The organism is Streptomyces sp. NPDC045998, assembly GCF_056430285.1.
This window is the reverse complement of sequence record NZ_JBWKLJ010000002.1, coordinates 444,118-469,328: the sequence shown is the minus strand read 5'-3', so window position 1 is coordinate 469,328 and position 25,211 is coordinate 444,118. Positions and strand designations below refer to the sequence as shown.

Below are 25,211 nucleotides of genomic sequence, written 5' to 3'. Positions count from 1 at the left end.
GGAGCATGGGTGAGCCTGCGTGAGCCGAGGAGGCGCCGGTCGCGAACCGCCGTCTCCGTCGCCGTGCTCGCGGGGTTCGCCGCCGCCTCGCCGTGGCTCACGCCGTCCGCCGCCCCACCGCCCGGTGCGGACGTCGCCCAGGCGCGCGCGCCGTCCGGGAGCGGCCGCCATCCGGGGCCCCGGCCCGCGATCGTGCTCCGGGCCGCGTGGCAGGCCGACTCCGTGGGCACGGCCCCGCCGGACGTCCGGTACGCGCCCGCCGTGCGGGCCGCCGTCATCCACCACACGAGCACGCCGAACGGCTACGACTGCGCGAGTGTGCCGCGCACGCTGCGTGATCTGTACGCCGGGCACGCGTACGGGCGGCACTGGGACGACATCGGCTACAACTTCCTCGTCGACGCCTGCGGCACCGTCTACGAGGGCCGGGCGGGCGGGGTCGACCGGGCCGTCGTGGGGGCGCACACGCGGGGGTTCAACGAGGGGACGGTCGGCATCGCGGCGATCGGCACGTTCGACGGCGGCGAGACGGTCCCGGAGCCGATGCTCGCCGCCATCGCCCGGCTGGTCGCCTGGAAGCTCGACCCCCTCGGGCCGGACCCGCGCGGCAGCGTCGCCCTGGTCTCCACCAACGACGAGGCCCGGTACCCGAAGGGCGCGAAGGCCCTGCTGCCGGTGGTCGGCGGGCACGCGGACGGCTATCCCACCCGGTGCCCGGGCGCCGCCCTGTACGCGAAGCTGCCCGACATCGCGGCCAGGGCGGCCCGTATCCAGCGCCGTTGAGGGCGCGGCTCCCGCACCGTCGCGGACGCCGCCGGAAGGGCCGGCCGTCAGTCCGGGACGCCGAAGTTCTGGACCCACCACGGGCCGTTGGAGCGGAGGTTCACGCCGACGCCGATGTCCTTGAAGGCGCAGTTCAGGACGTTCTTGCGGTGCTCGGGGCTCTTCATCCAGTCGCGCACGGCCCGCGCCGGGCTCCTCGGCCCGCGGTGGATGTTCTCGCCCCAGGTCCTCCAGCTGTAGCCGGCGGCCTCCATCCGCTCGCCGGCGTCCCGGCCCTCGGGCGTGTCGTGGCGGTAGTAACCGCGGGCGGCCATGTCGTCGGCGTGCCCCTGGGCGGCGGCCCTCAGCCGGCTGTTGACGCGCAGGGCGGAACAGCCGGCCTTCCGCCGCTCGGAGTTGGCGAGGGCGACCACCTGATCGGCGTACGTGGCCGCCTTGCCGAGGGCCCTGTCCACGCCGGACCGGGGCACGTCCGCGGCTGCCCGGGGGTGCGCGGGCCGGCCGCCCACTCCGGCTTCGACGGCTTGCGTGTCGCCGTCCGGGCGGGCGGTGCCCACGGTCATGGCGACGACGGTGGCGGCCGCTGCCGCCACCGTGCCGGTGAGCACCGCGCCAAGGGCCGGTCCGCCGCCGCGTATTCGCGTCCGGTGCGCCCTCCGCGTCCGCGGCCGCCGGGCACGGTCGCGGTCGCGGAGGCGGGTGCGGTCCTCGTGGTGGTCATGGTCGTGGTCGCGGTCGTGGTCGTCGTCGCGATCGTGGTCGCGGTTCGCGCGGTGACGGTGTTGCTCCTGCACACGTGTCTCCAGATCTTCTCGGGGGCGTACCCCCACTCGGCCTACCGAGCCCGAGCGGGCCTCGCCCCGGGGTGGCCCGTCCACGTGGTGACCGAGGGCGGTTCACCGGCTGACAGCGATGCGACATCAGTGGACATATGGATGATTATGTCGACATGAGCATTCAGGGTCAGGTCGATCACCTCACGGCCGGCGACGGCCAGGCACCGACCGTGGGCGTCGAGGAGGAGCACTTCCTCGTCCATCCCGGCAGCCGGGCCGTCGAGTCCGCGGGCCCCCGCGTCGTCGCCCGTGCCACGCCGGTGCTGGGCGACCTGGTCTCCGGCGAGTACACCCAGTGCCAGATCGAGGTGAAGACCCCGCCCTGCTCGGACGGCGCGCAACTGCGGGCGGAGCTGGCCCGGCTGCGCGCCGGTGCCGCCGCGGCCGCCCGCGAGGAGGGCCTGCGCCTGTGCGCCTCCGGCACACCCGTCCTCAGGAACGGCGGCCCCTCGGACATCGGCGCGAATCCGCGCTACCAGAAGGCCCTCGGCCAGTACCGCAGCGCCCTCGAGGACTTCGAGGTCTGCGCCCTCCACGTCCATGTGCGGGTCGACGACCGCGAGCTGGCGGTCCTGGCCGCCAACCACGTCCGGCCGTGGCTGCCGCTGCTGGTGGCGATGAGCGCCAACTCCCCGTACTGCGACGGCCGTGACACCGGTTACGAGAGCTGGCGCTCCATGGTGCGCGGCCAGTTCCCGTGCTGGGGCCCGCCTCCGTACGCCGACTCCCTGGAGCACTACCGGCGGCTGGCCACCGCCATGCAGGACGTGGACGCGATGCCGGACGCCGCGTACGCCTACTGGGACCTGCGGCCGCACGCGCGCTTCCCGACCCTGGAGGTGCGGGCCATGGACGTCCCGGTGGACGTGGACGACTCGGCGGCGCTCGCCCTGCTGGTCAGGGCGCTCGTGGCCACCGCGGTCGACCGCGCGCGGCGCGGCGACCCCGGCCCGGAGCCGTGCAGCGAGCTGCTGCGCGCGGCGTACTGGCGCGCGGCGCGCGACGGCTGGCCGGGGGACGGGGTGTGCGCGCTGACGGGTGAGATCGTGCCGTCCTCGGTGCAGGCCGAGCGGCTCGTCGAGGACGTACGGCCGGCGCTGGAGGCGTACGGCGACCTGGAGACGGTCGAGGACTTCCTGCGGCGGCTCGCGAAGCACGGTACGGGTGCGCAGCGGCAGCGCGCCGCCGCGGGACGGCAGGCGGAGCCGCTCTCGGACGGCGACGGAGGCGTCGCGCACGGCATCGTGGACGACCTGGTCGTCCGTACGGAGGCCGGCACCGGGCCCGGCGCACCGGACCGGGAGCGGCTGCTGCGCGCGGAGGTACGCGGATGAGCCCCGCGCGCTACGGGATCGGGCTGGAACGGCTGGGCCCGCTCCCGGCGTTCATGGCGCACGGCGAGGAGGCCGTCGTCCCGGTCGCCGCGCCGACCGGCGACATGGTGTGGCTGGTGCGCGACTACGAGCTGGGGCGCCTGGTGCTGACCGACAAGAGGTTCAGCCGGGCGGAGGCGGTCAAGCCGCACGTGCCGAAGTTCAACGACGCCCAGCCGGTGCCCGACTCGATGATGAGCATGGACGGGGCGGAACACGCCCGGCTGCGGCGCGTGGTGACCGGCGCGTTCACCGGCCGCCGGATGGCGGCCCTGGCGCCCGCCATCGAGCGGATGGCCGACGAGCGCCTCGACCGGCTGGTGGAGGCGGGGCCGCCCGGGGACCTCGTGGAGGAACTGGCGCTGCCCCTGCCGCGTGCCGTGCTCTGCTCGCTGCTGGGCGTTCCGGCACAGGACGGCGACCGGTTCCGGGACCTGGTGGAGGTGCTGTTCGACATCACGGCCAGCACCCCGAAGGAGAAGTCCCGGCGCCGCGTCGAACTGGTCGACTACATGGCCGGGTTGCTCGAACGCAAACGGGAGCGGCCCGAGGACGACCTGCTCACCGCCATGATCCGGGTGCACGACCAGGGCGAGATGTCCATGGCCGAGCTGGTCACCATGGGGCTCACGCTGCTGATGGCCGGCTATGAGACGACGGTCGGCCAGATCGGCCTGTCCGCGCTCGCGCTGCTGTCGGACCCGGATGCGTACAAGGAGTTGCGCGGGCGTCCGGAGGCGCTGCCCTCCGCGGTGGAGGAGTTCCTGCGGCTCACCCCCGCCACCCCGGTGAGCTTCACGCGCGTGGCGGTGGAACCGGTCCCCTTGGACGGGGTCACCATCGCGGCGGGTGAGGCAGTCGTCGTCTCCCTGCTGCACGGGAACCGGGACGGCAAGGTCTTCGCGGAACCCGAGCACCTGGTGCCGGAGGGGCGTGACGCCGTCCACCTGACCTTCGGTCACGGGGTGCACCGGTGCCTGGGCGCGCCGCTGGCCAAGCTCCAGGTGCAGATCGTCCTGGAGCGCCTGCTGCGCCGGTTCCCGGAGCTGCGGCCCGCCGCCGGGCCGCCGGAACCGGTGGTCTGGAAGGACGGCCTGCTCACACGTGGGCTGTCACGGCTGCTGGTGGAGTGGTGAGCAGCGGAAAGGAACCGCAACGCATGCGTGGCGAACCCGTAGGCGGACCCGTGGACGAACCCGTAGCCGTCGTCGGCCTGTCCTGCCGCTTCCCCGGCGCCGAGGACCCCGACGCCTACTGGCGGTTGCTCTCGGAGGGGCGCAGCGCCGTGGCCGACGGGCCCCCCGCCGACCGGCCGGACGGGGTCGTGTGCGGCGACAGGGGCGGGTTCCTCGACGCCGTCGACCGCTTCGACCCGGCCTTCTTCGGCATCGCCCCGCGGGAGGCCGCGATGACGGACCCGCAGCAGCGGCTGGTGCTGGAGCTGGGCTGGGAGGCGCTGGAGCACGCGGGCATCGTCCCCGCCGCGCTGCGGGACGGGGACACGGGCGTCTTCATCGGCGCGATGACGGGCGACTACGCCCACCTCGTGCACCGGCCGGGCGACGAGGGCTCCTCCGCCGTCACGCACCACTCCTTCACCGGGCTGAGCCGCGGCCTGATCGCCAACCGCCTCTCGTACGTCCTCGGCCTGCGCGGCCCGAGCCTGACGGTGGACGCCGCGCAGGCGTCCTCGCTGGTCGCGGTGCACACGGCGTGCCAGAGCCTGCGGGCCGGGGAGTGCGAGGTCGCGCTGGCGGGTGGTGTGGAACTCGCTCTCGCGCCCGAGAGCGCCGCCCTGGTCGAGAGGTTCGGCGGGCTGTCGCCGGACGGACGGTGCTTCACGTTCGACGCGCGTGCCAACGGTTTCGTACGGGGCGAGGGCGGCGCCGTCGTCGTCCTCAAGCGGCTCTCCCGCGCGCTGGCCGACGGCGACCGGGTACTCGCCGTCCTGCGCGGCAGCGCCGTCAACAACGACGGGGGCGGTGACGGGCTGACCGTCCCCCGGGAGGAGGCGCAGCGCGACCTGTTGCGGCGCGCGTGCGAGCGGGCCGGGACGGATCCGGCGGACGTGCAGTACGTCGAGTTGCACGGTACGGGCACGGCGGTCGGCGATCCGGTCGAGGCGGCCGCCCTGGGGGCGGTGTTCGGCGCCGCGCGCGCAGGGGCGGCGGACGGCGGAAGCCTGCTGGTCGGCTCGGCCAAGACAAACCTGGGGCACCTGGGGGCGGCGGCGGGTGTGGCCGGGCTCCTCAAGGTGGTGCTCTCCATCGACCACGGCCGGCTGCCGCCGAGCCTGAACTACGCCACGCCGAACCCGCGCATCCCGCTCTCCGGCCTCCGGATGCGGGTGAACGACACGCTGAGCCCCTGGCCGCGCCCGGAGGAACCGGTCGCGGGTGTCTCGGCGTTCGGCATCGGCGGCACGAACTGCCACATCGTCGTGTCCGCGCCGCCGCCCGGTGCGCGAGGCGTGCGGGAGCCGGGACCGGCCGCCTTCCGGAGCGCCGTGCTGCCGTGGGTGGTGTCCGGGCAGAGCGAGGCGGCCCTGCGCGCGCAGGCGGACCGGCTGCGCGTGTACGCGTCCCGTACCGAGGACGCCCTCACCGACATCGGGCACTCCCTCGCGGTGTCGCGGACCGCGTTCCGGCACCGGGCCGTCGTGCTGGCCGGCACGCGGGAGGCGTTCGCCGCCGAGCTCGCCGCCCTCGCGGAGGGCGCGCCGTCGTCGTACCTCGCCGGGGTGGCCCGGCCGCTGGAGCGGGTCGTGTTCGCCTTCCCCGGGCTGGACGTCGCCGGAGGGTGGGACCCCGGCCCGGTCGCCGGACTCCTCGACGCCTCGGACGTCTTCCGCGAGAGCGTCGGCGCGTGCGCCCGCGCGTGCGCGCCGTATCTGGACCGGCCGCTTGAGGAGGTGCTGCGCGGCACGGCCGGGGTTCCCGGCGCGCCCGCGCTGTTCGCCGTCATGGTGGGTCTCGCCGATCTGTGGCGGTCCTTCGGGGTGCGGCCGGCCGCCGCCGTGGGCCACGGCGAAGGAGAGCTCGCCGCCCGGTACGTCACCGGCGCGCTGTCCCTGGAGGACGCCGTCCGCGCTGTCGCCGAACACCGCCACGCGGGCCCGGGCGGGGACCCGGGGGCGGCGGAGTTCCGCCGTGCCGTGCGTGCGCTCGCGGACCACGACGTGTTCATCGACGTCGGCCCGGAGCCGGTGCTGCTCGCGGCCGTACGGGAGGCGCTGGAGGGCACGGGCTCGGCCGCCGTCACGCTGGAGTCGCTGCGCCGTGGCGAGGAGGACCGCCCTCAGGGCTTCCTGAGGGCCCTGGCCGGGCTGTACGCGGGCGGCGCGGCGGTGGACTGGGGGCCGGTGTTCCCGCGCGACGCCGCGAGGGTCGACCTGCCGACGTACGCCTTCCAGCGCCGCCGCTGCTGGATCGGTGAGGCGGCCGCGGAGGAAGCCGGTCCCACATCGGCCGCCGGGCCGCAGACGGCGTTCCCGGGCCTGCGCGGTCACTCCCCCGAGGAGGCGTCGCGCCTCGCCCTCCGGCTGGTGGCCTCCGAGGTGGCCGCGGTCCTGGGCCTCGACCCGGCCGACACCGTCGATCCGGCCGCGCCTTTCCAGGAGCTGGGCTTCGACTCCGTGACGGGGGTGGAGCTCTCGAAGAGGCTCGCGGCCGCCACCGGGCTGTCCCTGCCCGAGACGCTGATCTACGACCATCCGTCGCCGCAGCGGCTCGCCGCCCACCTCGTCTCCGAAGCCGCCGGGGCCGACGGACAGTCCGAGGCGGCCGGAGCCGACGGAGCCGACGGAGCCGCGGGAGGGTCCGAGGCCGCCGTCGGTGTCGCAGCCGAGCCCGTACCGGCGCGGTCGGCGGCGACGCCCGCCCCCTCGGCCGGCGACCCGGTGGCGATCGTGTCGATGGCGTGCCGCTTCCCCGGCGGTGTGTCGTCCCCCGAGGAGCTGTGGCGGCTGCTGCTGGACGAGCGGGACGCCGTGTCCCCCTCCCCCGCCAACCGCGGCTGGGCCGGCGACTCCCCGTGGGAGGGCGGTTTCCTCCACGACGCCGACCTGTTCGACGCGGAGTTCTTCGGCATCAGCCCCCGCGAGGCCACCGGCATGGACCCGCAGCAGCGGCTGCTGCTGGAGACCGTGTGGGAGGCCGTCGAGCGGGCCGGCATCGACCCGGAGGCGCTGCGCGACAGCGGCACCGGCGTCTACATGGGCGCCATGGCGCAGGATTACGGCCCCCGGCTGCACGAGGCCGACGACCACAGCGGCGGCCATCTGCTCACCGGCAGCTCCACCAGCGTGATCTCGGGCCGCGTGGCCTACACCTTCGGCCTCCAGGGCCCGGCCGTCACCGTCGACACCGCGTGCTCCTCGTCTCTCGTCGCCGTGCACCTAGCCGCGCAGGCGCTGCGCGCGGGCGAGTGCGACCTCGCGCTGGCGGGCGGGGTGACGGTGATGGCGAGCCCCGGCATGTTCGTCGAGTTCGGCCGGCAGGGCGGGCTGTCGCCGAGCGGCCGCTGCAGGGCGTTCGCGGACGCGGCCGACGGTACGGGGTGGGGCGAGGGCGTGGGCGTGCTGCTCCTGGAGCGGCTCTCCGACGCCCGCCGCAACGGCCATGAGGTCCTGGCCCTGGTCCGGGGTTCGGCGGTCAACCAGGACGGCGCCAGCAACGGCCTGACCGCCCCCAACGGCCCCTCCCAGGAGCGGGTGATCCGGCGGGCCCTCGCCGTGGCGGGCCTGTCCGGCGCGGACGTCGACGCCGTCGAGGCGCACGGCACCGGCACGCGTCTGGGCGACCCGGTCGAGGCGCAGGCGCTGCTGGCCACGTACGGGCATGACCGCCCCGCCGAACAGCCTCTGTACCTGGGGTCGCTGAAGTCCAACATCGGGCACACGCAGGCGGCCGCCGGGGTCGGCGGCGTGATCAAGATGGTGCTGGCCATGCGGCACGGGCTGCTGCCGCGCACCCTGCACGTCGACCGGCCGTCCACGCGCATCGACTGGAGCGCGGGGGCGGTGGCGCTCCTGACGGAGGCGCGTCCGTGGCCGGAGCGCGACCGTCCGCGCCGGGCGGGCGTCTCGTCGTTCGGCATCAGCGGGACCAACGCCCATGTCGTCCTGGAGCAGGCGCCCGCCGACGACCGCGCCGAACCGCCGCGCGTCCCCGAGACCCTGGCGGGTCCGGTCCCGTGGGTGCTCTCGGCGCGGGGCGGGGAGGCGCTGCGCGCGCGGGCCGGGCAGCTGCGGCGGCCGGCGGCGGAGACCCTGGAGCCGTGGTCCGTGGCGGACGTCGGCTTCTCGCTGGCGACCACCCGCCCGGCGCTCACCGATCGCGCCGTCGTCCTCGGCGAGGGCGTGACCGGTGCCGAGGCGTACGACGGGCTGCTCGCCGGGCTGGACGCGCTCGCGCGCGGCGAGGCGTCCACCTCGGGACACGCGGCGAACGTCGTGACGGGCCGGGCGGGCGCGGGCGGCAAGGCCGCCTTCCTCTTCACCGGGCAGGGCAGCCAGCGGCCCGGCATGGGCCGGGAGCTGTACGACACGTACCCGGCGTTCGCCGAGGCCTTCGACGACCTCTGCGCCACGATGGACCCGCACCTGGACGTCCCGCTCAAGGACCTGGTCCTGGACGACGAGGGCCATCTCGGACACCTGCTGGACGAGACCCGCTACACCCAGCCCGCGCTGTTCGCCCTGGAGGTGGCGCTGTACCGGCTGGTGGAGGGGTTCGGGGTGGTGCCGGACCACCTGCTGGGGCACTCGGTCGGCGAGCTCGCGGCGGCGCACGTCGCGGGCGTCCTGACCCTGGACGACGCCTGTGCGCTCGTCGCCGCGCGCGGACGGCTGATGCAGTCCGCGCGGGCGGGCGGCGCCATGGCGGCCCTTCAGGCCACCGAGGACGAGGTCCGTCCGACGCTCGCGGCACACGGCGGGCAGGTGGTCGTCGCCGCCGTCAACGGGCCCCGTTCGGTGGTGGTCTCCGGTGACGAACGGGCCGTGGCGGAGGTCGAGTCCCACTGGCGGGACGCCGGGCGGCACACCACGCGCCTCCGCGTCAGCCACGCCTTCCACTCGCCGCACATGGACGAGGTCCTCGACGCGTTCCGCGAGGTGGCGACGAGCGTGTCCTTCGCGCCGCCCTCCCTTCCCGTCGTCTCCAACGTCACCGGACGGCCCGCCACCGCCGAACAGCTGACGGACCCCGACTACTGGGTGCGGCAGCTGCGGGAGGCCGTCCGCTTCGCCGACGGGGTGCGGTCCCTGGAGGACGACGGGGTCACCACATTCCTCGAGCTTGGCCCGGACGGGATCCTCTCCGCCCTCGTCGGTACGAACCTGACCAGGGAGCACGACGCGGACGTGGTCGCCGTGCCGCTGCTGCGTCACGGACGGCCCGAGGCACGGACGTTCGTGGAGGGGCTGGCGCGGGCGTACGTCAACGGCGTGGACGTCGACTGGAGCGGGTTCTTCCCGGGCGGGCGGAGCGTTCCGCTGCCCACGTACCCGTACCAGCGGGAGCGCTTCTGGCTGCCGGTTCCGTCCGCGCGCCCCGCACCGGGCTCCGGCGCGGCGGGTCACCCGTTCCTGGACGGCGGCGCGGAACTGGCCGAAGGCGGCGGGTGGGTGTTCACCGGACGGCTGGACCCGGCGGCCGCCCCCTGGCTCCTGGACCACACGATCGGGGACGAGCCGCTGCTGCCCGGCGTGGCCGTCGCCGAGCTGGCGCTGTACGCGGCACGCCGGACGGGCGGGGACCACGTGTCCGACCTGACGCTGGAAGCGCCGTTGGCGCTCTCCGCGACGGAGGCCGTGGAGATCCAGCTCCTGGTGGGCGCCGCGGCCCGGGACCGGGCCCGTACCGTGGCGCTGTACGCCCGGCCCGCGGGCGTACCGGGCGCCGGGTGGACCCGGCACGCCACGGGCACGCTGGGTACGGGGACGGCCGACGCCACGGGACTCGCCGAGTGGCCTCCGCAGGGCTCGTCACCCGTCCCCCTCGACGGCCTCTACCCGCGCCTGGCGGAGCGGGGTTACGCGTACGGGCCCGCCTTCCGCAACCTGCGCGCGGTATGGCGCCAGGGGACCGCCCTGTACGCGGAGGTCGCCGGGACGGACGCCGAGGGAAACGGTTTCCTGTTGCATCCCGCCGCCCTGGACGCCGCGTTGCACGCGCTGCTGGGCGAGGAGGAACGCTTCCTGGTGCCGTTCGCGTGGACGGGCCTGACCGCGCACACGGTTCCGGTCCGGGCGAGCGGCCCCCTGCGCGTACGGTTCGTCCCGCGCGGGGCGGAAGCGGGCACGGCCGGACCGGGCACCTACGCGCTCCTGATCGCGGACGGGGACGGGACGCCCCTGCTCAGCGCCGAAGGACTGGTGCTGCGGGAGAGGGCCGCGACCGCTCCCGACGGACTGTTCACCGTGGAGTGGACCGAGCCGGACACCCAGCCGGAAACCGATCCGTCCGGCGTGTGGGCGGTCGTCGGCGACCGTACGGGCCTGGCGGACGCCGTACGGGCGTCGGGTGCGACGGTGCACGCGTACGAGGACCTGGAGGCGCTGCGGCGTGCCCTGGACAGCTCCGAGCCGGGTGCAGGGGTGCCCTCCGTCGTCATCGCCACGGCGCCGGACACCCGCGGATCGGCCTCTCCGGCCGCGGCCGCGGCCCAGGTGAGCCACACGGCCCTGGCGCTCGTCCAGCACTGGCTGGCGGAGCCGCGCCTCGCCGACTCCCGGCTGGTCCTCGCCACCACCGGCGCCGTCGCGGTGGCCGACGACGAGGCGCCCGACCCGGCCCAGGCGCCGGTGTGGGGGCTCGTCCGGGCCGCCCAGTTCGAACACCCGGGCCGTTTCGCCCTGCTGGACACCGACGGGCACCCGGACTCCGCCCGCACGGTGGTCCGCGCGGCGGCAACGGACGAACCGCAGCTCGCGGTCCGCGCGGGCAGGGTGTCGGTGCCGGCGTTGCACCGGTGCAGGCCGCAGCCCCAGGGACCGTCGGCGCCGCCGCCGTTCGGCGAGGACGGCCACGTGCTGATCACCGGCGGTCTGGGCGCGCTGGGCCGTCTGGTCGCCCGGCACCTGGTGGACCGGCACGGCGTACGACGGCTGCTGCTGACCGGGCGGCGCGGCGAGCACACCCCCGGCGCCGCCGAGTTCACCGCCGAGCTGCGCGCGGCGGGCGCCCAGGTGACCGTCGCCGCCTGCGACGTGGCCGACCGCGAGGCCCTGGCCGCCCTGCTCGCCGCCGTGGACCCCGGACACCCGCTGACGGGCGTGGTGCACGCGGCGGGCGTGCTGGACGACGCCCTCGTGGACGCGCTCACCCCCGAGCGCGTGGACCGGGTGCTGCGGCCCAAGGCGGACGCGGCCGTCCACCTCCACGAGCTGACCCGCGGGCTCGGTCTGTCGGCGTTCATGCTCTTCTCGTCCGTCATCGGCCTGCTGGGCAACGGCGGCCAGGGCAACTACGCGGCCGCCAACGCCTTCCTGGACGGCCTGGCGCGCCTGCGCCACGCCGAGGGGCTGCCCGCCGTGTCACTCGCGTGGGGGCCCTGGGCCGCCGAGGGCGGCATGGCCGGGCAGGCGGGCGAGACCAACCTCAACCGCCTGGCGCGCGCGGGCCTCGCGCCGCTGTCCGACGCGGAGGCCCTGGCCCTCTTCGACGCGGGCTGCGCCGCCGGCGTACCCGTACTGGCGGCCGCCCGCCTGGACGCGCGCTCCCTGGACGCCGCCACGGCGCCGCCCCTGCTGCGCGGGCTCGTCCCCGCGTCAGGTGGTGCCACCCCGGTGGCGGCGCCGGGAGCCGCCGAGGAGCGGACGGCGGCGCTGCGGCAGCGGCTGGCGCAGGCTCCGGAAGGGGAGCACCGCCACATCCTGCTGGAGGCCGTCCGGGCGGAGGCCGCGGCCGCGCTGGGGCACGGCACGCCGGACAGGGTGACGGCGGACCGCCGGTTCCAGGACCTCGGGTTCGACTCGCTCACCGCGGTGGAGCTGCGCAACCGGCTGACGGCGGCGACCGGCGTGAAGCTGCCGCCCACGCTGGTCTTCGACCACCCCACCCCGGGCGCGCTGGCGGACCGGCTGCGTACCGAACTCGCCCCTTCCGCCGGGTCGGTTTCCGATCCGGGTTCCGACTCGGGTTCCGACCCCGGTTCCGACCCGGCCGACTTCGATTCGATGGACGTCGAGCATCTGGTGCGCGCGGCACTGGGCGACGACGGCGGCGACGGCAGCGACGGCGAGAACTGACCCACGGAGCCCGGCCCACGGAGCCCCGGAGCTACGGAGAGAAGCGATGGCACCCACATCCCCCGAACAGATCGTCGAGGCCCTGCGGGCCGCCCTGAAGGAGAACGAGCGGCTCCGGGGCGAGAACGCGCGCCTCGCGGGAGGCGGCGACGAGCCCGTCGCGATCGTCGGGATGGCCTGCCGCTTCCCGGGCGGGGTGCGGTCCCCGCAGGACCTGTGGCAGCTCGTCCTCGACGAGGTGGACGCCGTCGGCCCGTTCCCCACGGACCGGGGCTGGGACCTGGCCGCCCTGTACGACCCGGACCCCGACAAGCCGGGTACGTCGTACGCCAAGGAGGGCGGGTTCCTGTACGACGCCGCCCTGTTCGACGCGGGCTTCTTCGGCATCTCGCCGCGCGAGGCGCAGGCGGTCGACCCGCAGCAGCGGCTGCTGCTGGAGACGGCGTGGGAGGCGTTCGAGCACGCGGGCGTGGACCCGGCGTCGCTGCGCGGCAGCCGTACCGGCGTGTTCGTGGGCACCATGTACGACGACTACGGCGCGCGCCTGTCCCCCGCGCCGGAGGAGTTCGAGGGGTACCTGCTGACGGGCAGCACCGGCAGTGTGGCGTCCGGCCGGATCGCGTACACCCTGGGCCTCCAGGGCCCGGCCGTCACCGTCAACACGGCGTGTTCGTCGTCGCTGGTGGCGCTGCACCTGGCGTGCGCGTCGCTGCGGCGGCGGGAGTGCGCGCTGGCGCTCGCGGGCGGGGCGACGGTGATGGCGACGCCGATGCCGTTCGTGGAGTTCAGCAGGCAGCGCGGGCTGGCGCCCGACGGCCGGTGCAAGTCCTTCTCGGCGGAGGCGGACGGCACCGGCTGGTCCGAGGGCGCCGGCCTGCTGGTGGTGGAGCGGCTGTCGGACGCCCGCCGCCTGGGCCATCCCGTCCTCGCCGTGGTGCGGGGCTCGGCGGTCAACCAGGACGGCGCGAGCAACGGCCTGACCTCGCCCAGCGGTCCCGCCCAGGAGGAGCTGATCCGGGAGGCGCTCGCCGCGGCGGGCGTCGCGCCGGACGAGGTCGACGCCGTCGAGGCGCACGGCACGGGCACGCCGCTGGGCGACCCGATCGAGGCGCAGGCGCTCCTGGCGACGTACGGCAGCACCCGTCCGGCCGACCGGCCGCTGCTGCTGGGCTCGTTGAAGTCGAACATCGGCCACGCGCAGGCGGCGGCCGGGGTCGGCGGCATCATCAAGACGGTGATGGCGATGCGCCACGGTGTCCTGCCCCGGACCCTGCACGCCGAGGAGCCGTCCCCGCACGTGGACTGGTCGAGCGGCGCGGTGGCGCTGCTGAGCGAGGCGGCCCCGTGGCCGGAGCGGGGGCGGCCGCGGCGGGCGGCGGTGTCGTCGTTCGGCATCAGCGGCACGAACGCGCACGTCATCCTGGAGCAGGCCCCGGAGCCCGTACCGGATGTGCAGCGGGAGCGCGCGCCGCTGCCCGCCGTGCCGTGCCTGCTGTCCGCGAGCGGCGAGCCCGCCCTGCGCGAACAGGCGGCCCGCCTCTACCGGCACCTGTCCGCCGACCCGGGAGCGGACCTCACCGACGTCGGGTTCTCCCTGGCCACGACCCGCGCCCGGCTGCCGCACCGCGCGGTGCTGGTGGCGGAGGGCCGGGACGGTCTCCTCGACGGGCTCAACGCCCTGTCCGGCGGTGCCGACGAGCGGCCCGGTCTGGTCCGGGGCAGGGCGGGTGACGGCAGGACCGCGTTCCTCTTCACCGGGCAGGGCGCCCAGCACGCGCGGATGGGCCAGGACCTGTACGCGGCGTTCCCGGCGTACGCGGCCGCCTTCGACGCCGTCAGCGGGGCGCTGGACGGGCACCTGGACCGCCCGCTGCGGGAGGTGGTGTTCGCTCCGGAGGGTTCCGCCGAGGCGGGGCTGCTGGACCGTACGGAGTACACGCAGCCCGCGCTGTTCGCGTACGAGGTGGCGCTGTTCCGCCTCCTGGAGTCCTGGGGCGTACGGCCGGACGCGGTGCTGGGCCACTCCGTCGGCGCGCTGGCCGCCGTCCACGTGGCCGGGGTGCTGTCCTTGGAGGACGCCGCCGCGCTGGTGGCGACCCGGGGGCGGATCATGCAGGAGCTCCCGCCCGGCGGGGCCATGGTGGCGCTGCGCGCCTCGGAGGAGGAGGCCGCCGGGCTGCTGGCCGGCGCCGGGGAGTACGCGGGCCGGCTGTCGGTGGCGGCGGTGAACGGTCCCGCCGCGACCGTCCTGTCCGGCGACCGGGAGGCGCTCGCCGCCGTCGTCGAACGCTTCGAGGCGGGCGGGGGCAAGGCGGTGTGGCTGCGCGTCAGCCACGCGTTCCACTCGCCGCTCATGGAGCCGGCGCTGGACCGGCTCCGTACGGTCGCCTCGGGCGTGACCTGCCGGCCCCCGCGCTTCACCGTCGTGTCGGACCACACCGGGCGGCCCGTGGAGCAGGACGAGCTCGCTGACCCGGAGTACTGGGTGCGCCACGCCCGCCACGCCGTGCGCTTCCGGGACGGGGTGCGCACCCTCGCGGAGCTCGGCTGCACGCGGTTCCTGGAGATCGGTCCGGCGGCGGTCCTGACGGCCATGGCCGCCGACTGCCTCGGCGATGCCGGTGAGGCCCGGCGGGAGCTGGTCGCCGCCGCGCCGCCCGGCGGGCCGGAAGCCGTGTCCGTGCTGACCGCCGTCTCCCGGCTGTACGCGTGCGGCGCCGAGGTCGACTGGGCCGCGGTGTTCGCCGGGCGCGGGGCCCGGCGCGTCGAGCTGCCGACGTACCCCTTCCAGCGGGAGACGTACTGGATGGACGGCGGTGGCCCCCGGCCGGCGGACACGCCGCGTCCTTCCGCCGCGCTCCCCGGAGCCCTGGACCATCCGCTGCTGACGGACGCCACCGAAGTCCCGGAGCCGGAAGGGCTGCTGCTGACCGGGCGGCTGTCGGCCGGGACGCACCCGTGGGTGACCGGCCACCGAGTGGCGGGCGAGGTGCTGCTGCCCGGTACGGCGCTGCTGGACCTGGTGGCGCGGGCGGGCCACGAGGCGGGCTGCGACCTGGTGGAGGAGCTGGTCCTGCAGGCACCCCTGGTCGTACCGGAGGAGGGCGAGGCCGAGCTGCGGGTGTTCGTGGCGGCGGCCGACGTCTCGGGCCGCCGCGCGGTCACCGTCCACTCCCGGACGGCCGGTGCGTGGGTGGGCAACGCCCACGGTACGGTCGGCCGCTCCGTCCCCGGCGCACCGGCACCGGTCGCCCTGGCGGAGTGGCCGCCGCCCGGCGCCGCGCCCGTACCGATCGACCGGTTCTACGAGGACCTCGCCGCCCGGGGCCTGGAGTACGGGCCCGAGTTCCGTTCCGTACGGGCACTGTGGCGGCGCGGCCAGGAGCTGTTCGCCGAGGTGGCGCTCGGGGACGAGCGGCCGTCCGGCTGGGAGTCGTACGGGGTGCACCCGGCGCTGCTGGACGCGGCCCTGCACCCCCTCCCGTACGACGCGGGCCACGGTCTCGTCCCGTACGTGTGGTCCGGGGTGCGGTTCCACGGCGGCGCCGAGGCCCGGCTGCGGGTGCGGCTGGTCCCGGCGGGCACGCGCGCGGTGGCGGTCGACGTGTCCGACGGCGAGGGGCGTCCGGTGGTGTCGGTCGCCTCGCTGGCGCTGCGGCCCCTTCCGGGCAGCCGGGCCGAGGAGGTCCGGGACGGGCTGTTCGTGCCGTCCTGGACCCCCCTTCCCGCGCTGCCGGAGGCACCGGCCGTGCGGGAGGAGACCTGGGCCCTGCTGGGCGACAGCGCCGAGGGGTCCGGAACGGAGGAGTTCGGTACGGAGGCGCTGTACGTCCACCCCGACTGGGACTCCCTGACCGGCGCGCTCGCCTCCGGTGGGCCGGTCCCGGACGTGATCCTGCTCCCCTGCGCCGGTACGGCTCCCGGCGCCGGCTCCGTACGGGAGCTGCTGCACCGCGTCCTCGGCGTCGCCCAGCGGTTCGTGGGCGACGAACGGCTGGCGGGCGCGCGGCTCGTGGTGCTCACGCGCGGCGCGTTCGCCGTGGGGGGCGCCGCGGGCGGCGACCGGCCGGCCGACGGTGTGGCGCACCGGGCCGTGTGGGGCCTGGTGCGCGCGGCGCAGAGCGAGCACCCGGACCGGTTCACGCTGATCGACACGGACGGGACGTCCACCTCCCGCCGGGCACTCGCGGCGGCGGTGGCCTGCGGTGAGCCGCAGCTCGCCCTGCGCGGCGGCACCGCCCACCGCCCCACCCTCTCCCCCGACGGCGCGGCTGCCCGGCTGCGTCCGCCCGCCGACGCACCGGACTGGCGGCTGGACTACGTCGCCAGGGAGTCCTTCGACGACCTGGCCCTCGTGCCCTGGCCGGAGGCAGGCGCCCCGCTCGCCGACGGCCAGGTCCGGGTACGGCTGCGGGCCGCCGGGCTCAACTTCCGTGACGTGCTGCTCGCCCTGGGCATGATCCCGCCCTCCGTCGACCCGGACGCGGGCGGCCCGGGCCAGGGCGGCGAGGGCGCGGGCGTGGTGACCGAGGTCGGCCCGGGCGTGACGGGGCTGCGCCCCGGCGACCGGGTGATGGGCCTGTTCTCGGGCGTGGGCCCGGTCACGGTGACCGACCACCGGCTGGTGTGCCCGATCCCCGACGGCTGGTCGTTCCGGCAGGCGGCGGCGGTACCGGTGGCCTACCTCACGGCGTACTACGGACTGGTGGACCTGGCGGGTCTGCGCCCGGGAGAGGCGGTCCTGGTCCACGCGGGCACCGGCGGCGTCGGCACCGCCGCGCTGCAACTCGCCCGTCACCTGGGCGCCGAGAGGTACGCCACGGCGAGCCCGGCGAAGTGGGACGCGCTGCGCGCGGCCGGCCTGCCGGACGAGCGGATCGCGTCCTCGCGCACGCTCGACTTCGAGCGGCGGTTCCGCGACGCCACCGAGGGCCGGGGCGTGGACGTGGTGCTCAACTGCCTGGCCGGGGAGTACACGGACGCGTCGCTGCGTCTGCTGTCGCACGGCGGCCGGTTCCTGGAGATGGGCAAGACCGACCGGCGCGACGCCGGCGAGGTGGCCGCAAGCCACCCGGGCGTGGTGTACCGCGCCTACGACGTGCGCGAACCGGGTCCGGACCGCATCCGGGAGATGCTCACCGCCCTCGTGGAGCTCTTCGCCGGAGGTGCCCTGAAGCCGCCGCCGGTGTCGTCGTGGCCCGTCGGCCGAGCCCCGGAGGCCTTCCGGTACCTGGCCGAGGCACGGCACGTCGGGAAGGTGGTCCTCGACCTGCCGGACGACGGGGAGCCGTGGGACCGCGACCGCGCCGTGCTGATCACGGGCGGCTTCGGCTGGCTGGGCCGGCTCGTGGCCCGGCACCTGGTCACCGAACACGGCGTGCGGCGGCTGGTCCTGATGGGCCGCCGCGTGCAGGAGGACGCCGGCGCCGAGCTGAGCCGTCTGGGCGCCGACGTCCGCGCGGTGGCATGCGACGCGGCGGACCGGGACGCACTGGCCACCGCCCTGGCCGGGCTCGCCGCCGACGGCGTACGCGTCGGCGGCGTCGTCCACGCGGCGGGCGTCCTCGACAACGGCGTGCTCACCGCGCTCACGCCCGAGCAACTGGACCGGAGCCTGCGGCCCAAGGTGGACGCGGCCCTCCACCTGCACGAGCTCACCGGCGACCTGGACCTCTCCGCCTTCGTGGCCTTCTCGTCGGTCGCCGGGACGCTCGGCTCCGCCGGACAGGCCGGGTACGCGGCGGGCAACGCCTTCCTCGACGGGCTGGTGGAGCACCGGCGCACGGTGGGGCGGCCGGGCGTCTCGGTGGTGTGGGGCCTGTGGGAGGGCGCGGGCATGGGCGCCGGGCTGACCGCCGCCGACACCGCCCGCATCGCGCGGTCGGGCGTCGTGCCGCTCGGCGTCGAGCAGGGCCTGCGGCTCCTCGACGCGGCCGTCCGCCGCGACGAGCCGGTCGCCGTGGCGGCGCGGTGGCACCTCGACGGACTGGGCGCCGGGGGCCCCGTACCGCCGCCGCTGAGGGACCTGGTGTCCGCGTCCGGGCCGGCTGCCGCCGGTACGGAAGCCTCCCCGGCCCCGGAGGCCCCCGCAGCCCCCGCAGCCCCCGCGGCCCCCGACGACCTGCTGGGCACCGTCTGCCGCGAGACCGCCGCCGTCCTCGGTCACGCCGCCGGCACGGCCGTCGAACCGGACAGCGTCTTCGACCAGATCGGCCTCGACTCGCTGACCGCCGTCGAGCTGCGCAACCGGCTCGCCAAGGCCACCGGCGTACGCCTGCCCGCCACGTTCCTGTACGACTGGCCGACCCCTGCCGATCTGGTGGCCCACCTGCGGGAGCAGACGTCATGATCCGTACGTACGACGGGAAGGAAGCGTGCGCCGCCCGGCTGGTGTGCTTCCCGCACGCGGGCGGCTGCGCGAGCGCCTTCCGCCCGCTGTCGGCGGCGCTGCCGGACGACATCGAGCTCCTCGCGGTCCAGTACCCCGGACGCCAGGAGCGGCGCGCGGAACCGTACGCCGAGGAGATCGGCGCCCTCGCCGAGGAGTCGGCGCGGGCGCTGGTGCCGTACGCGCAGCGGCCGCTGTTCCTCCTCGGGCACAGCATGGGCGCGCTGGTGGCGTTCGAGACCGCCCGGCTGCTCGAACAGCGGGGCACCGTGGTCCGGCTGTTCGCGTCCGCCGCCCGGCCGCCGTCGCAGGACTGGGAGGAGCTCGACCTGGACGCGTGCGGCGACGACGAGCTGGTGGCGGAGCTGCGGCGCTTGGGCGGGGTGCCCGAGGCGCTCCTGCAGGACGAGGAGTCCGTGCGGGAGGCGCTGCGGCTGCTGCGCGCCGACCACCGTTCGCTGCGCCGCTACCGCTGTCCGCCGGACGCGGCCGTCGCGGCCTCCGCGACCGTGCTGCTCGGCGTGTCGGACCCCAAGAACACCGTCGAGCAGGTGCGGGGCTGGCGGCGGCACACCACCGGCGACTTCACGCTGGACGTGCTGCCCGGCGGCCACTTCTGGCTGACGGACCGGCACGCGGGCGCCGCTCCCCTGCTCACCCGCTACATCCGCGACGACCTGCCGTGAGGGGACCCGCTATGGAGACCGCCGTCGCCGCCGCCGACCTGGTGCGCGACATCTACCTCGCGGGCCGCGACGGCGAACGGCCCGCGCTGTCCACGGACCTGACGGCCCTGGAGGCGGCGGCGCGCGAGGTGCTGGCGCCGACCGCGTACGGGTACGTGGCGGGCAACGCGGGTGTCGGCGCGACCGCCCGGGCGAACCGTGAGGCGTTCGACCGGTGGCGGCTGGTGCCGCGGATGCTGCGCGGCTGCGCCGCCGCGCGCGACCTGGGCGTGGAGCTGTTCGGGCGGCGGCTGCCGGCGCCGGTGCTGCTGGCGCCGGTGGCCGCGCAGACCGTGGTGCACCCGGAGGGCGAGCGGGCCGCCGTGCGGGGCGCGCGCGAGGCCGGGGTGCCGTTCGTGCTGTCGACGCTCTCCTCGCACCCGCTGGAGGAGGTGGCGGAGGCGGCCGGGGACCTGCCGCGCTGGTTCCAGCTGTACTGGCCGTCGGACCGGGCGGTGGCGCGGTCGTTCGTGCGGCGGGCCGAGGAGAGCGGGTACACGGCGCTGGTCGTGACGGTCGACGCGCCCTCGTTCGGATACCGTCCGGCGGACCTCGACGGGGGGTACCTGCCGTTTCTGCACGGCGTGGGCATCGCCAACTTCACCAGCGACCCGGCGTTCCGGGAGGGGCTCGGCCCGGACCCGGAGGACGAGGCGGTCACCGCGCACTGGGCGCGGGTCTTCGCCCACCCCGCCCTGTGCTGGGACGACCTGCCGTGGCTGCGCGAGCAGACCCGGCTGCCCCTCCTGCTCAAGGGCGTCCTGCACCCGGACGACGCCCGCCGGGCGCTGGAGTACGGTGCGGACGGGCTGGTCGTGTCGAACCACGGCGGGCGCCAACTCGACGGCTCCGTGGCGTCCCTGGACGCCCTCCCGGCGGTGCGTGCCGCCGTCGGCCCGTCGGTCCCCGTGCTGCTGGACTCGGGCGTGCGCACCGCCGCCGACGTCGTCAAGGCGCTCGCGCTCGGCGCCGACGCGGTGCTGTACGGCAGGCCGTACCTGTACGGGCTGGCGCTGGACGGCCGGCGGGGTGTCGCGCACGTCCTGCGGTGCCTGCTCGCCGAGCTGGACCTGGCGCTGGCCCTCACCGGGTGCGCGTCGGTCCGTGACGTCACGTCCGGTCTGCTCGACCGCGACCGGGCGTGAGCGGCCGGGCGTGGGCGGCCGGCGGCGCAGGCGGTACGTTCCGGCGGAGTTCGTGCTGGGCGAGCACCCCCAGAGCGTGGCCCGGCCCACGTCCACCGACGGACCCGCCCTGTGGATGGTGGACGCGGGGCGGCAGGGCGAGCGGGGCGTACGGCTCGCCCCCGCGGTCCTGGACGCGGCGGAACTGCGGCGGGCGGCCGCCTTCCGGCGGCGCGCGGACCACCGCAGCTACGCCGTCGCCCATGTGGCGCTGCGGCTGCTCCTCGGGGCGTGTCTGGGGGTGGCGCCGCACCGGGTACGGCTGGTGCGGGACCCCTGCCCGCGCTGCGGCGGCCCGCACGGGCGGCCGGCGGCGGAGGACGACAGGGGCGTGCACTTCTCCCTCTCGCACAGCGACGACCTGGTGCTGCTCGCGTTCGCCGCCGTGCCGGTGGGCGTGGACGTGCAGAAGGGGCCGGGGTACGAGGCGGTGGCCGACGCCCGGTCCGCTCTGCACCCGGCGGAGGTGCGGGAGTTGGCCGCGCTGCCGGAAGGGGAGCGGCCGGCGGCGTTCGCGCGGGCGTGGGTGCGCAAGGAGGCGTACCTGAAGGGCATCGGCACGGGCCTGGCCCGCTCCCCGTCGCTCGACTACGTGGGCACGGGCCCGGACCCGGCGGACGGCCCACCGGGGTGGAGGGTCCACGACGTGGTGGTCCCCGAGGACTTCACGGCGGCGGTGGCGGTACGGAGCGGGACGGTACCGAGCCGGGCACGGAGCCGGACCTGACGGTCAGTGGTCGCCCCGTACGACCAGCCGCTCGGCGGCGGCCCGCGCCGCCGTCAGGGCCGCCGCGCGGTCGGTGCCGCGCTGGCTGAGGACGACACGGGTGCTGAGCCCGTCGAGGAGCGCGAGCAGCAGGTCGGCCCGCTCGGCGACCTGGTCGCGCGTGATCCCGAAACGCCCCTGGGCGACGCCCTTGGCGAGGAGCGCCTCCAGGTCGGTCTGCCAGCCGCGGTCCATCTCCTCCTGCGCGTCCCGCAGCGGGCCCTCCCCCGTCGTACGGGCCCAGAGCTCGATCCACAGCGTCCAGCGCGGGTCGCGGGGTCCGCGGGGCAGGTACATCCCGAGGAACAGGTCCAGTTTGCGCTCGGCCGTGGTGCGGCGCGTGAGCAGGGCCCGCCGCTCCTCGCCGAGCGCGGTCTCGCTCCAGCGCAGGGCCTCCAGCAGCAGCCGGTCCTTGCTGCCGAAGTAGTACAGGATGTGGCCGCCGCTGGTGCCGAGGCGTTCGGCGAGGGACGCCATGGTGAGCGAGGCCAGGCCGTCCTCGGCGATGACCGTCATGGCCTCTTCGAGCATCCGCTCCTGCGCGATGCGCCCGTCCCGCCGCCGCGCCGTTGCCGCCACGCGCCCATTCCTCCAGTCGGCCGACCTCGTCGTGCTGTCCGTCGTGACCTTATCCCGCGGATTCGGTTCGGGGTCTTGACGGGCGCGAACATGTGCCACATCTTGAATGCCGTTCTAACTTCTAGAACGGCATTCAAAGTACAGGAGAGGGGTCCGGATGGTTGTGCACGGCACCGGTGTGGAGAGCGACGAGGTCTTCCGGGTCGAGACCCACGGCATCGACACCATCCCCGACGAGGACCGCCACGGCAGTCCCAAGGACCTCTTCTGGCTCTGGTTCGGCTCCAACCTCACCTTCACGTACGTCATCAACGGCGCCCTCGCCGTCGCGTTCGGGCTCTCCTTCTGGCAGGCGGCGGCCGTCGTCGTCATCGGCGGCCTCGCCTTCTTCGTCGTCAGCGCCGCGGGCCTGAGCGGCATCCGCACCGGCACCGCGACGCTGGTCATCTCGCGCGCCGCCTTCGGCCACCGCGGCAACCTGCCCGCCGGAGTCCTCAACTGGGTGGTCAGCATCGGCTACACCGTCGTCAACACGGTGGTCGGCACCCTCGCCCTCGAAGCCTTCCTCACCGACCTCGGCTGGGCCTCGCCCGGCGACGGCGGACGCGCCCTCGCGCTCCTGGTCACCCTCGCGCTCACCTTCGTGGTGGCCATGTGGGGCCACGCCACGGTGCAGGTGGCCGAGCAGTGGCTCGCCTACGTCCTCGCCGCGGGCTTCGGCGCGTTCCTCGTCTTCACCGTCCCGCAGGCCGACTTCGGCGCCCCCGCCGCCGCGGGCGTCGCCGCCGCGTCCGCGTGGAGCTGGGCGCTGGTCGTCGCGCTCTCCAGCCCGTTCTCGTACCTCCCCATGCCCGCCGACTACACGCGCTACCTCCCCAAGGAGACCTCGCTGCGCGCCATCACCTGGAGCGGGGCGCTCGGCGGGTTCCTGTCCTCCGTGGCGCTCGGCGTCGGCGGGGTGGCCGCCGCGACGCAGACGGACATGACGGACGCGGTGGCGGGTGCGGAGTCCCTGCTGCCCGGCTGGTTCCAGCCGCTCTTCCTCGTCCTGGTGCTCGGCGGCTCGGTCACCAACTCGATCATCACGCTCTACTCCTCCAGCCTCAACCTCCAGGTCCTGGGCATCCCGTGGAGCCGTGCCAGGACCATCGTCATCAGCGCGGCCGTCACGGCCGCCGGCTCGCTCGCCGCGCTCTTCCTCACCGACTTCACCTCCTCCCTCCTCTCCTTCCTGTCGCTGCTGATCATCGTGTTCGCGCCGTGGAGCGGCGTGTTCCTCGCCGACATGCTGCTGCGCCGCTGCCGGTACGACGCCCACGCCCTGCACGCCGGCCGCGCCGGCGCCTACTGGTACCGCGCGGGCTTCAGCCCGGCCGGCATGGCGGCGCTGCTCACCGGGCTCGTCTTCGCGCTGCTCACCTGCGACTCGGAGCTGTGGACCGGCCCGCTGGTCGCGCCCCTCGGCGGCGCCGACCTGACCCTGCTGGGCTCGGTCGTCGCGGGCCTCACCTACTGGGCGCTGAGCCGCCGCACCCCCACTCCCACCCCCACTTCTGCCGTCTAAGACCTTTCAGGAGCACCACCGCATGTCACCCACCCCCGCCGACCTGGTCCTGCGCGGCGCCCGCGTCCACACCGTCGACCCGCGCCTGCCGCACGCCGAGGCCCTCGCCGTACGCGACGGGCGGATCGTCTGGCTCGGCGCCGACGCGGACGCCGCCGCGTGGACCGGCCCCGGCACCCGCGTGATCGACGCCGCCGGACGGCTGGTCCTGCCCGGCTTCATCGACGCGCACAACCACGTACGCCTGGGCTCCGACGACGCCTGCGTCCAGCTGGCGGGCGTCTCCACGCTCGACGGGATCCACGCGCGCATACGCGCCTGGGCCGAGGCCCACCCGGACGCCGAGTGGATCGAGGCGGAGGCGTTCGACTACTCGGCCATCCCGGGCGGCCGCATGCCACATGCCCGCGACCTCGATCCGGTCACCGGCGACCGCCCCGCCTTCGTCCTCAGTTACGACGTCCACACCGCCTGGCTCAACACGGCGGCCCTGCGCCGGCTGGGCATCGACAGCCGGCGTACGGACCTGCCCTTCGGTGACGCCGAGACCGATCCCCTCACCGGCGAACCGACCGGCTTCATCAGGAACTTCGCCATCAAGGGCCTGTCCCGGGACGGCCACCGGGCGCTGCGCGAGCTGGGCGTGCCGTGGGCCTCGCCCGACCGGCAGTACGGGCGCCTCGCGAAGAGCCTCGACGACGCGGTCCGGTTCGGCATCACCACCGTCGTCGAGCCGCAGAACTCCCTCGACGACCTCGCCCTCTTCGAGCGCGCCCGCGCCGAGGGGCGGTTGCGCAGCCGTCTCGTCGCCGCCCTGTTCCACCCGCGCGGCACGGGCGACGCCGACCTGGACGCGTTCGCCGCGGCGGCCCGCCGCTACGACGACGACCGGCTGCGCGTGGGACCGCTGAAGCTGTACATCGACGACGTCGTCGAGCCGCGCACCGCCGCCCTCCTGGAACCGTACGCGGGCTGCGGGCAGCACCGCGGCGACACGTTCTACCCGCCGGAGGAGTTCGCGGAGCTGCTGGCCCGGCTCGACGCGCGCGGCTTCCAGTGCTTCGTGCACGCCACCGGCGACCGGGGCATCCGCACGGTCCTCGACGCGGTCGCGCACGCCCGCGCCGTCAACGGCCCGCGCGACGCCCGCCACCAGGTGGTGCACGTGGAGTGCCTGGACCCGGCGGACGTGCCGCGCTTCGCGGAGCTCGGCGTGGTGGCGTGCATGCAGCCGCGCCACTGCGCGCCGGAGATCGCCGGCCCGGGGCAGGACTGGGCGGAGAACGTCGGGGCCGGCCGCTGGCACAAGGCGTGGCCGATGCGCAGCCTGCGGGACGCCGGCGCGGTCCTGGCCTTCTCCAGCGACTGGAACGTCGCCGAGATGGACCCCATGGTGGGCCTGTACACGGCGGTCACCCGCCGCCCGCTCGGCGGTGGCGGCGAGCCGTGGATGCCGCAGGAGACGGTGGACGTCGAGACCGCCGTGCACGGCTACACGATGGGCTCCGCGTACGCCAACTTCCTGGAGGACGACCTCGGTTCGCTGACCGTGGGCAAGCTCGCCGACTTCGTCGTGCTCTCGCGTGACATCCTGCGCTGCGACCCCGCGGACATCCCCGGGACCGTGGCGGAGACGGTCGTGGTCGGCGGGGAGGTGGTGCACGCGCGGCACACCGCCGCCTGAACGCCCCACCGGCACCCCGCGTAGTACGGGACGAAGCGACCGTACGAAAAGGGGGCGATCATCCGTGATTCCTCGC

The 25,211-nt window shown here is 75.7% G+C and carries 11 protein-coding genes and 1 pseudogene; 10 read left to right on the top strand and 2 right to left on the bottom strand.

All coding sequences use genetic code 11. The annotated features are described in order from the left end of the window. Positions 1–9: 9 nt before the first annotated feature. A complete protein-coding gene (locus AC07FJ_RS07040) occupies positions 10–783 on the top strand; it encodes a peptidoglycan recognition protein family protein (protein ID WP_479046132.1) in 774 nt (257 codons plus the stop codon). 47 nt (positions 784–830) lie between these two features. Here AC07FJ_RS07040 and AC07FJ_RS07035 read toward each other — a convergent pair whose 3' ends face one another. Next, positions 831–1,577: a CAP domain-containing protein gene (locus AC07FJ_RS07035; RefSeq protein ID WP_479046131.1), complete on the bottom strand. Its 747-nt coding sequence runs from the start codon at positions 1,575–1,577 to the stop codon at positions 831–833. A gap of 155 nt (positions 1,578–1,732) precedes the next feature. Between AC07FJ_RS07035 and AC07FJ_RS07030 the strand changes: the two genes are divergently transcribed. From AC07FJ_RS07030 to AC07FJ_RS07000, 7 genes and pseudogenes are all read left to right on the top strand, one after another. After that, entirely contained in the window at positions 1,733–2,953 is a 1,221-nt protein-coding gene (locus AC07FJ_RS07030; RefSeq protein ID WP_479046128.1) for a carboxylate-amine ligase, read from the top strand. Beyond that, on the top strand, positions 2,950–4,128 hold the full coding sequence (locus AC07FJ_RS07025; protein ID WP_479046126.1) for a cytochrome P450: 1,179 nt from the start codon (positions 2,950–2,952) through the stop codon (positions 4,126–4,128). Before AC07FJ_RS07030 ends, AC07FJ_RS07025 begins: the two co-directional genes overlap by 4 nt. A gap of 50 nt (positions 4,129–4,178) precedes the next feature. Then, on the top strand, positions 4,179–12,245 hold the full coding sequence (locus tag AC07FJ_RS07020) for a type I polyketide synthase (protein ID WP_479046123.1): 8,067 nt from the start codon (positions 4,179–4,181) through the stop codon (positions 12,243–12,245). 85 nt (positions 12,246–12,330) lie between these two features. Then, positions 12,331–18,576, top strand: a pseudogene (locus AC07FJ_RS07015) (type I polyketide synthase); the annotation flags it as partial. A 14-nt stretch (positions 18,577–18,590) separates the two neighbouring features. After that, positions 18,591–19,319: a thioesterase II family protein gene (locus AC07FJ_RS07010; protein ID WP_479046121.1), complete on the top strand. Its 729-nt coding sequence runs from the start codon at positions 18,591–18,593 to the stop codon at positions 19,317–19,319. Between the two features lie 11 nt (positions 19,320–19,330). Then, positions 19,331–20,503, top strand: a complete 1,173-nt coding sequence (locus tag AC07FJ_RS07005; RefSeq protein ID WP_479046118.1) for an alpha-hydroxy-acid oxidizing protein — start codon at positions 19,331–19,333, stop codon at positions 20,501–20,503. Then, positions 20,463–21,269: a 4'-phosphopantetheinyl transferase family protein gene (locus tag AC07FJ_RS07000; protein WP_479046116.1), complete on the top strand. Its 807-nt coding sequence runs from the start codon at positions 20,463–20,465 to the stop codon at positions 21,267–21,269. Before AC07FJ_RS07005 ends, AC07FJ_RS07000 begins: the two co-directional genes overlap by 41 nt. A gap of 3 nt (positions 21,270–21,272) precedes the next feature. Here the strand turns inward: AC07FJ_RS07000 and AC07FJ_RS06995 are convergent, their stop codons facing one another. Then, positions 21,273–21,887 (bottom strand): TetR/AcrR family transcriptional regulator, encoded by a 615-nt coding sequence (locus tag AC07FJ_RS06995; protein ID WP_479046113.1) that lies wholly within the window; start codon positions 21,885–21,887, stop codon positions 21,273–21,275. A gap of 157 nt (positions 21,888–22,044) precedes the next feature. Between AC07FJ_RS06995 and AC07FJ_RS06990 the strand changes: the two genes are divergently transcribed. Continuing rightward, complete coding sequence (locus tag AC07FJ_RS06990; RefSeq protein ID WP_479046110.1) at positions 22,045–23,451, top strand: purine-cytosine permease family protein; 1,407 nt, start codon at positions 22,045–22,047, stop codon at positions 23,449–23,451. 22 nt (positions 23,452–23,473) lie between these two features. Continuing rightward, positions 23,474–25,135 carry an amidohydrolase gene (locus AC07FJ_RS06985; RefSeq protein WP_479046108.1) on the top strand — a complete coding sequence of 554 codons (1,662 nt, stop codon included), beginning with the start codon at positions 23,474–23,476 and terminating at the stop codon, positions 25,133–25,135. Positions 25,136–25,211 lie beyond the last annotated feature (76 nt).

Excerpts from the sequence above, each read along its gene's own strand:
- AC07FJ_RS07030 (WP_479046128.1), top strand. The coding sequence starts at position 1,733 with ATGAGCATTCAGGGTCAGGTCGATCACCTCACGGCCGGCGACGGCCAG.
- AC07FJ_RS07025 (WP_479046126.1), top strand. The coding sequence starts at position 2,950 with ATGAGCCCCGCGCGCTACGGGATCGGGCTGGAACGGCTGGGCCCGCTC.
- AC07FJ_RS07010 (WP_479046121.1), top strand. The coding sequence starts at position 18,591 with ATGATCCGTACGTACGACGGGAAGGAAGCGTGCGCCGCCCGGCTGGTG.
- AC07FJ_RS07005 (WP_479046118.1), top strand. The coding sequence starts at position 19,331 with ATGGAGACCGCCGTCGCCGCCGCCGACCTGGTGCGCGACATCTACCTC.
- AC07FJ_RS06990 (WP_479046110.1), top strand. The coding sequence starts at position 22,045 with ATGGTTGTGCACGGCACCGGTGTGGAGAGCGACGAGGTCTTCCGGGTC.
- AC07FJ_RS06985 (WP_479046108.1), top strand. The coding sequence starts at position 23,474 with ATGTCACCCACCCCCGCCGACCTGGTCCTGCGCGGCGCCCGCGTCCAC.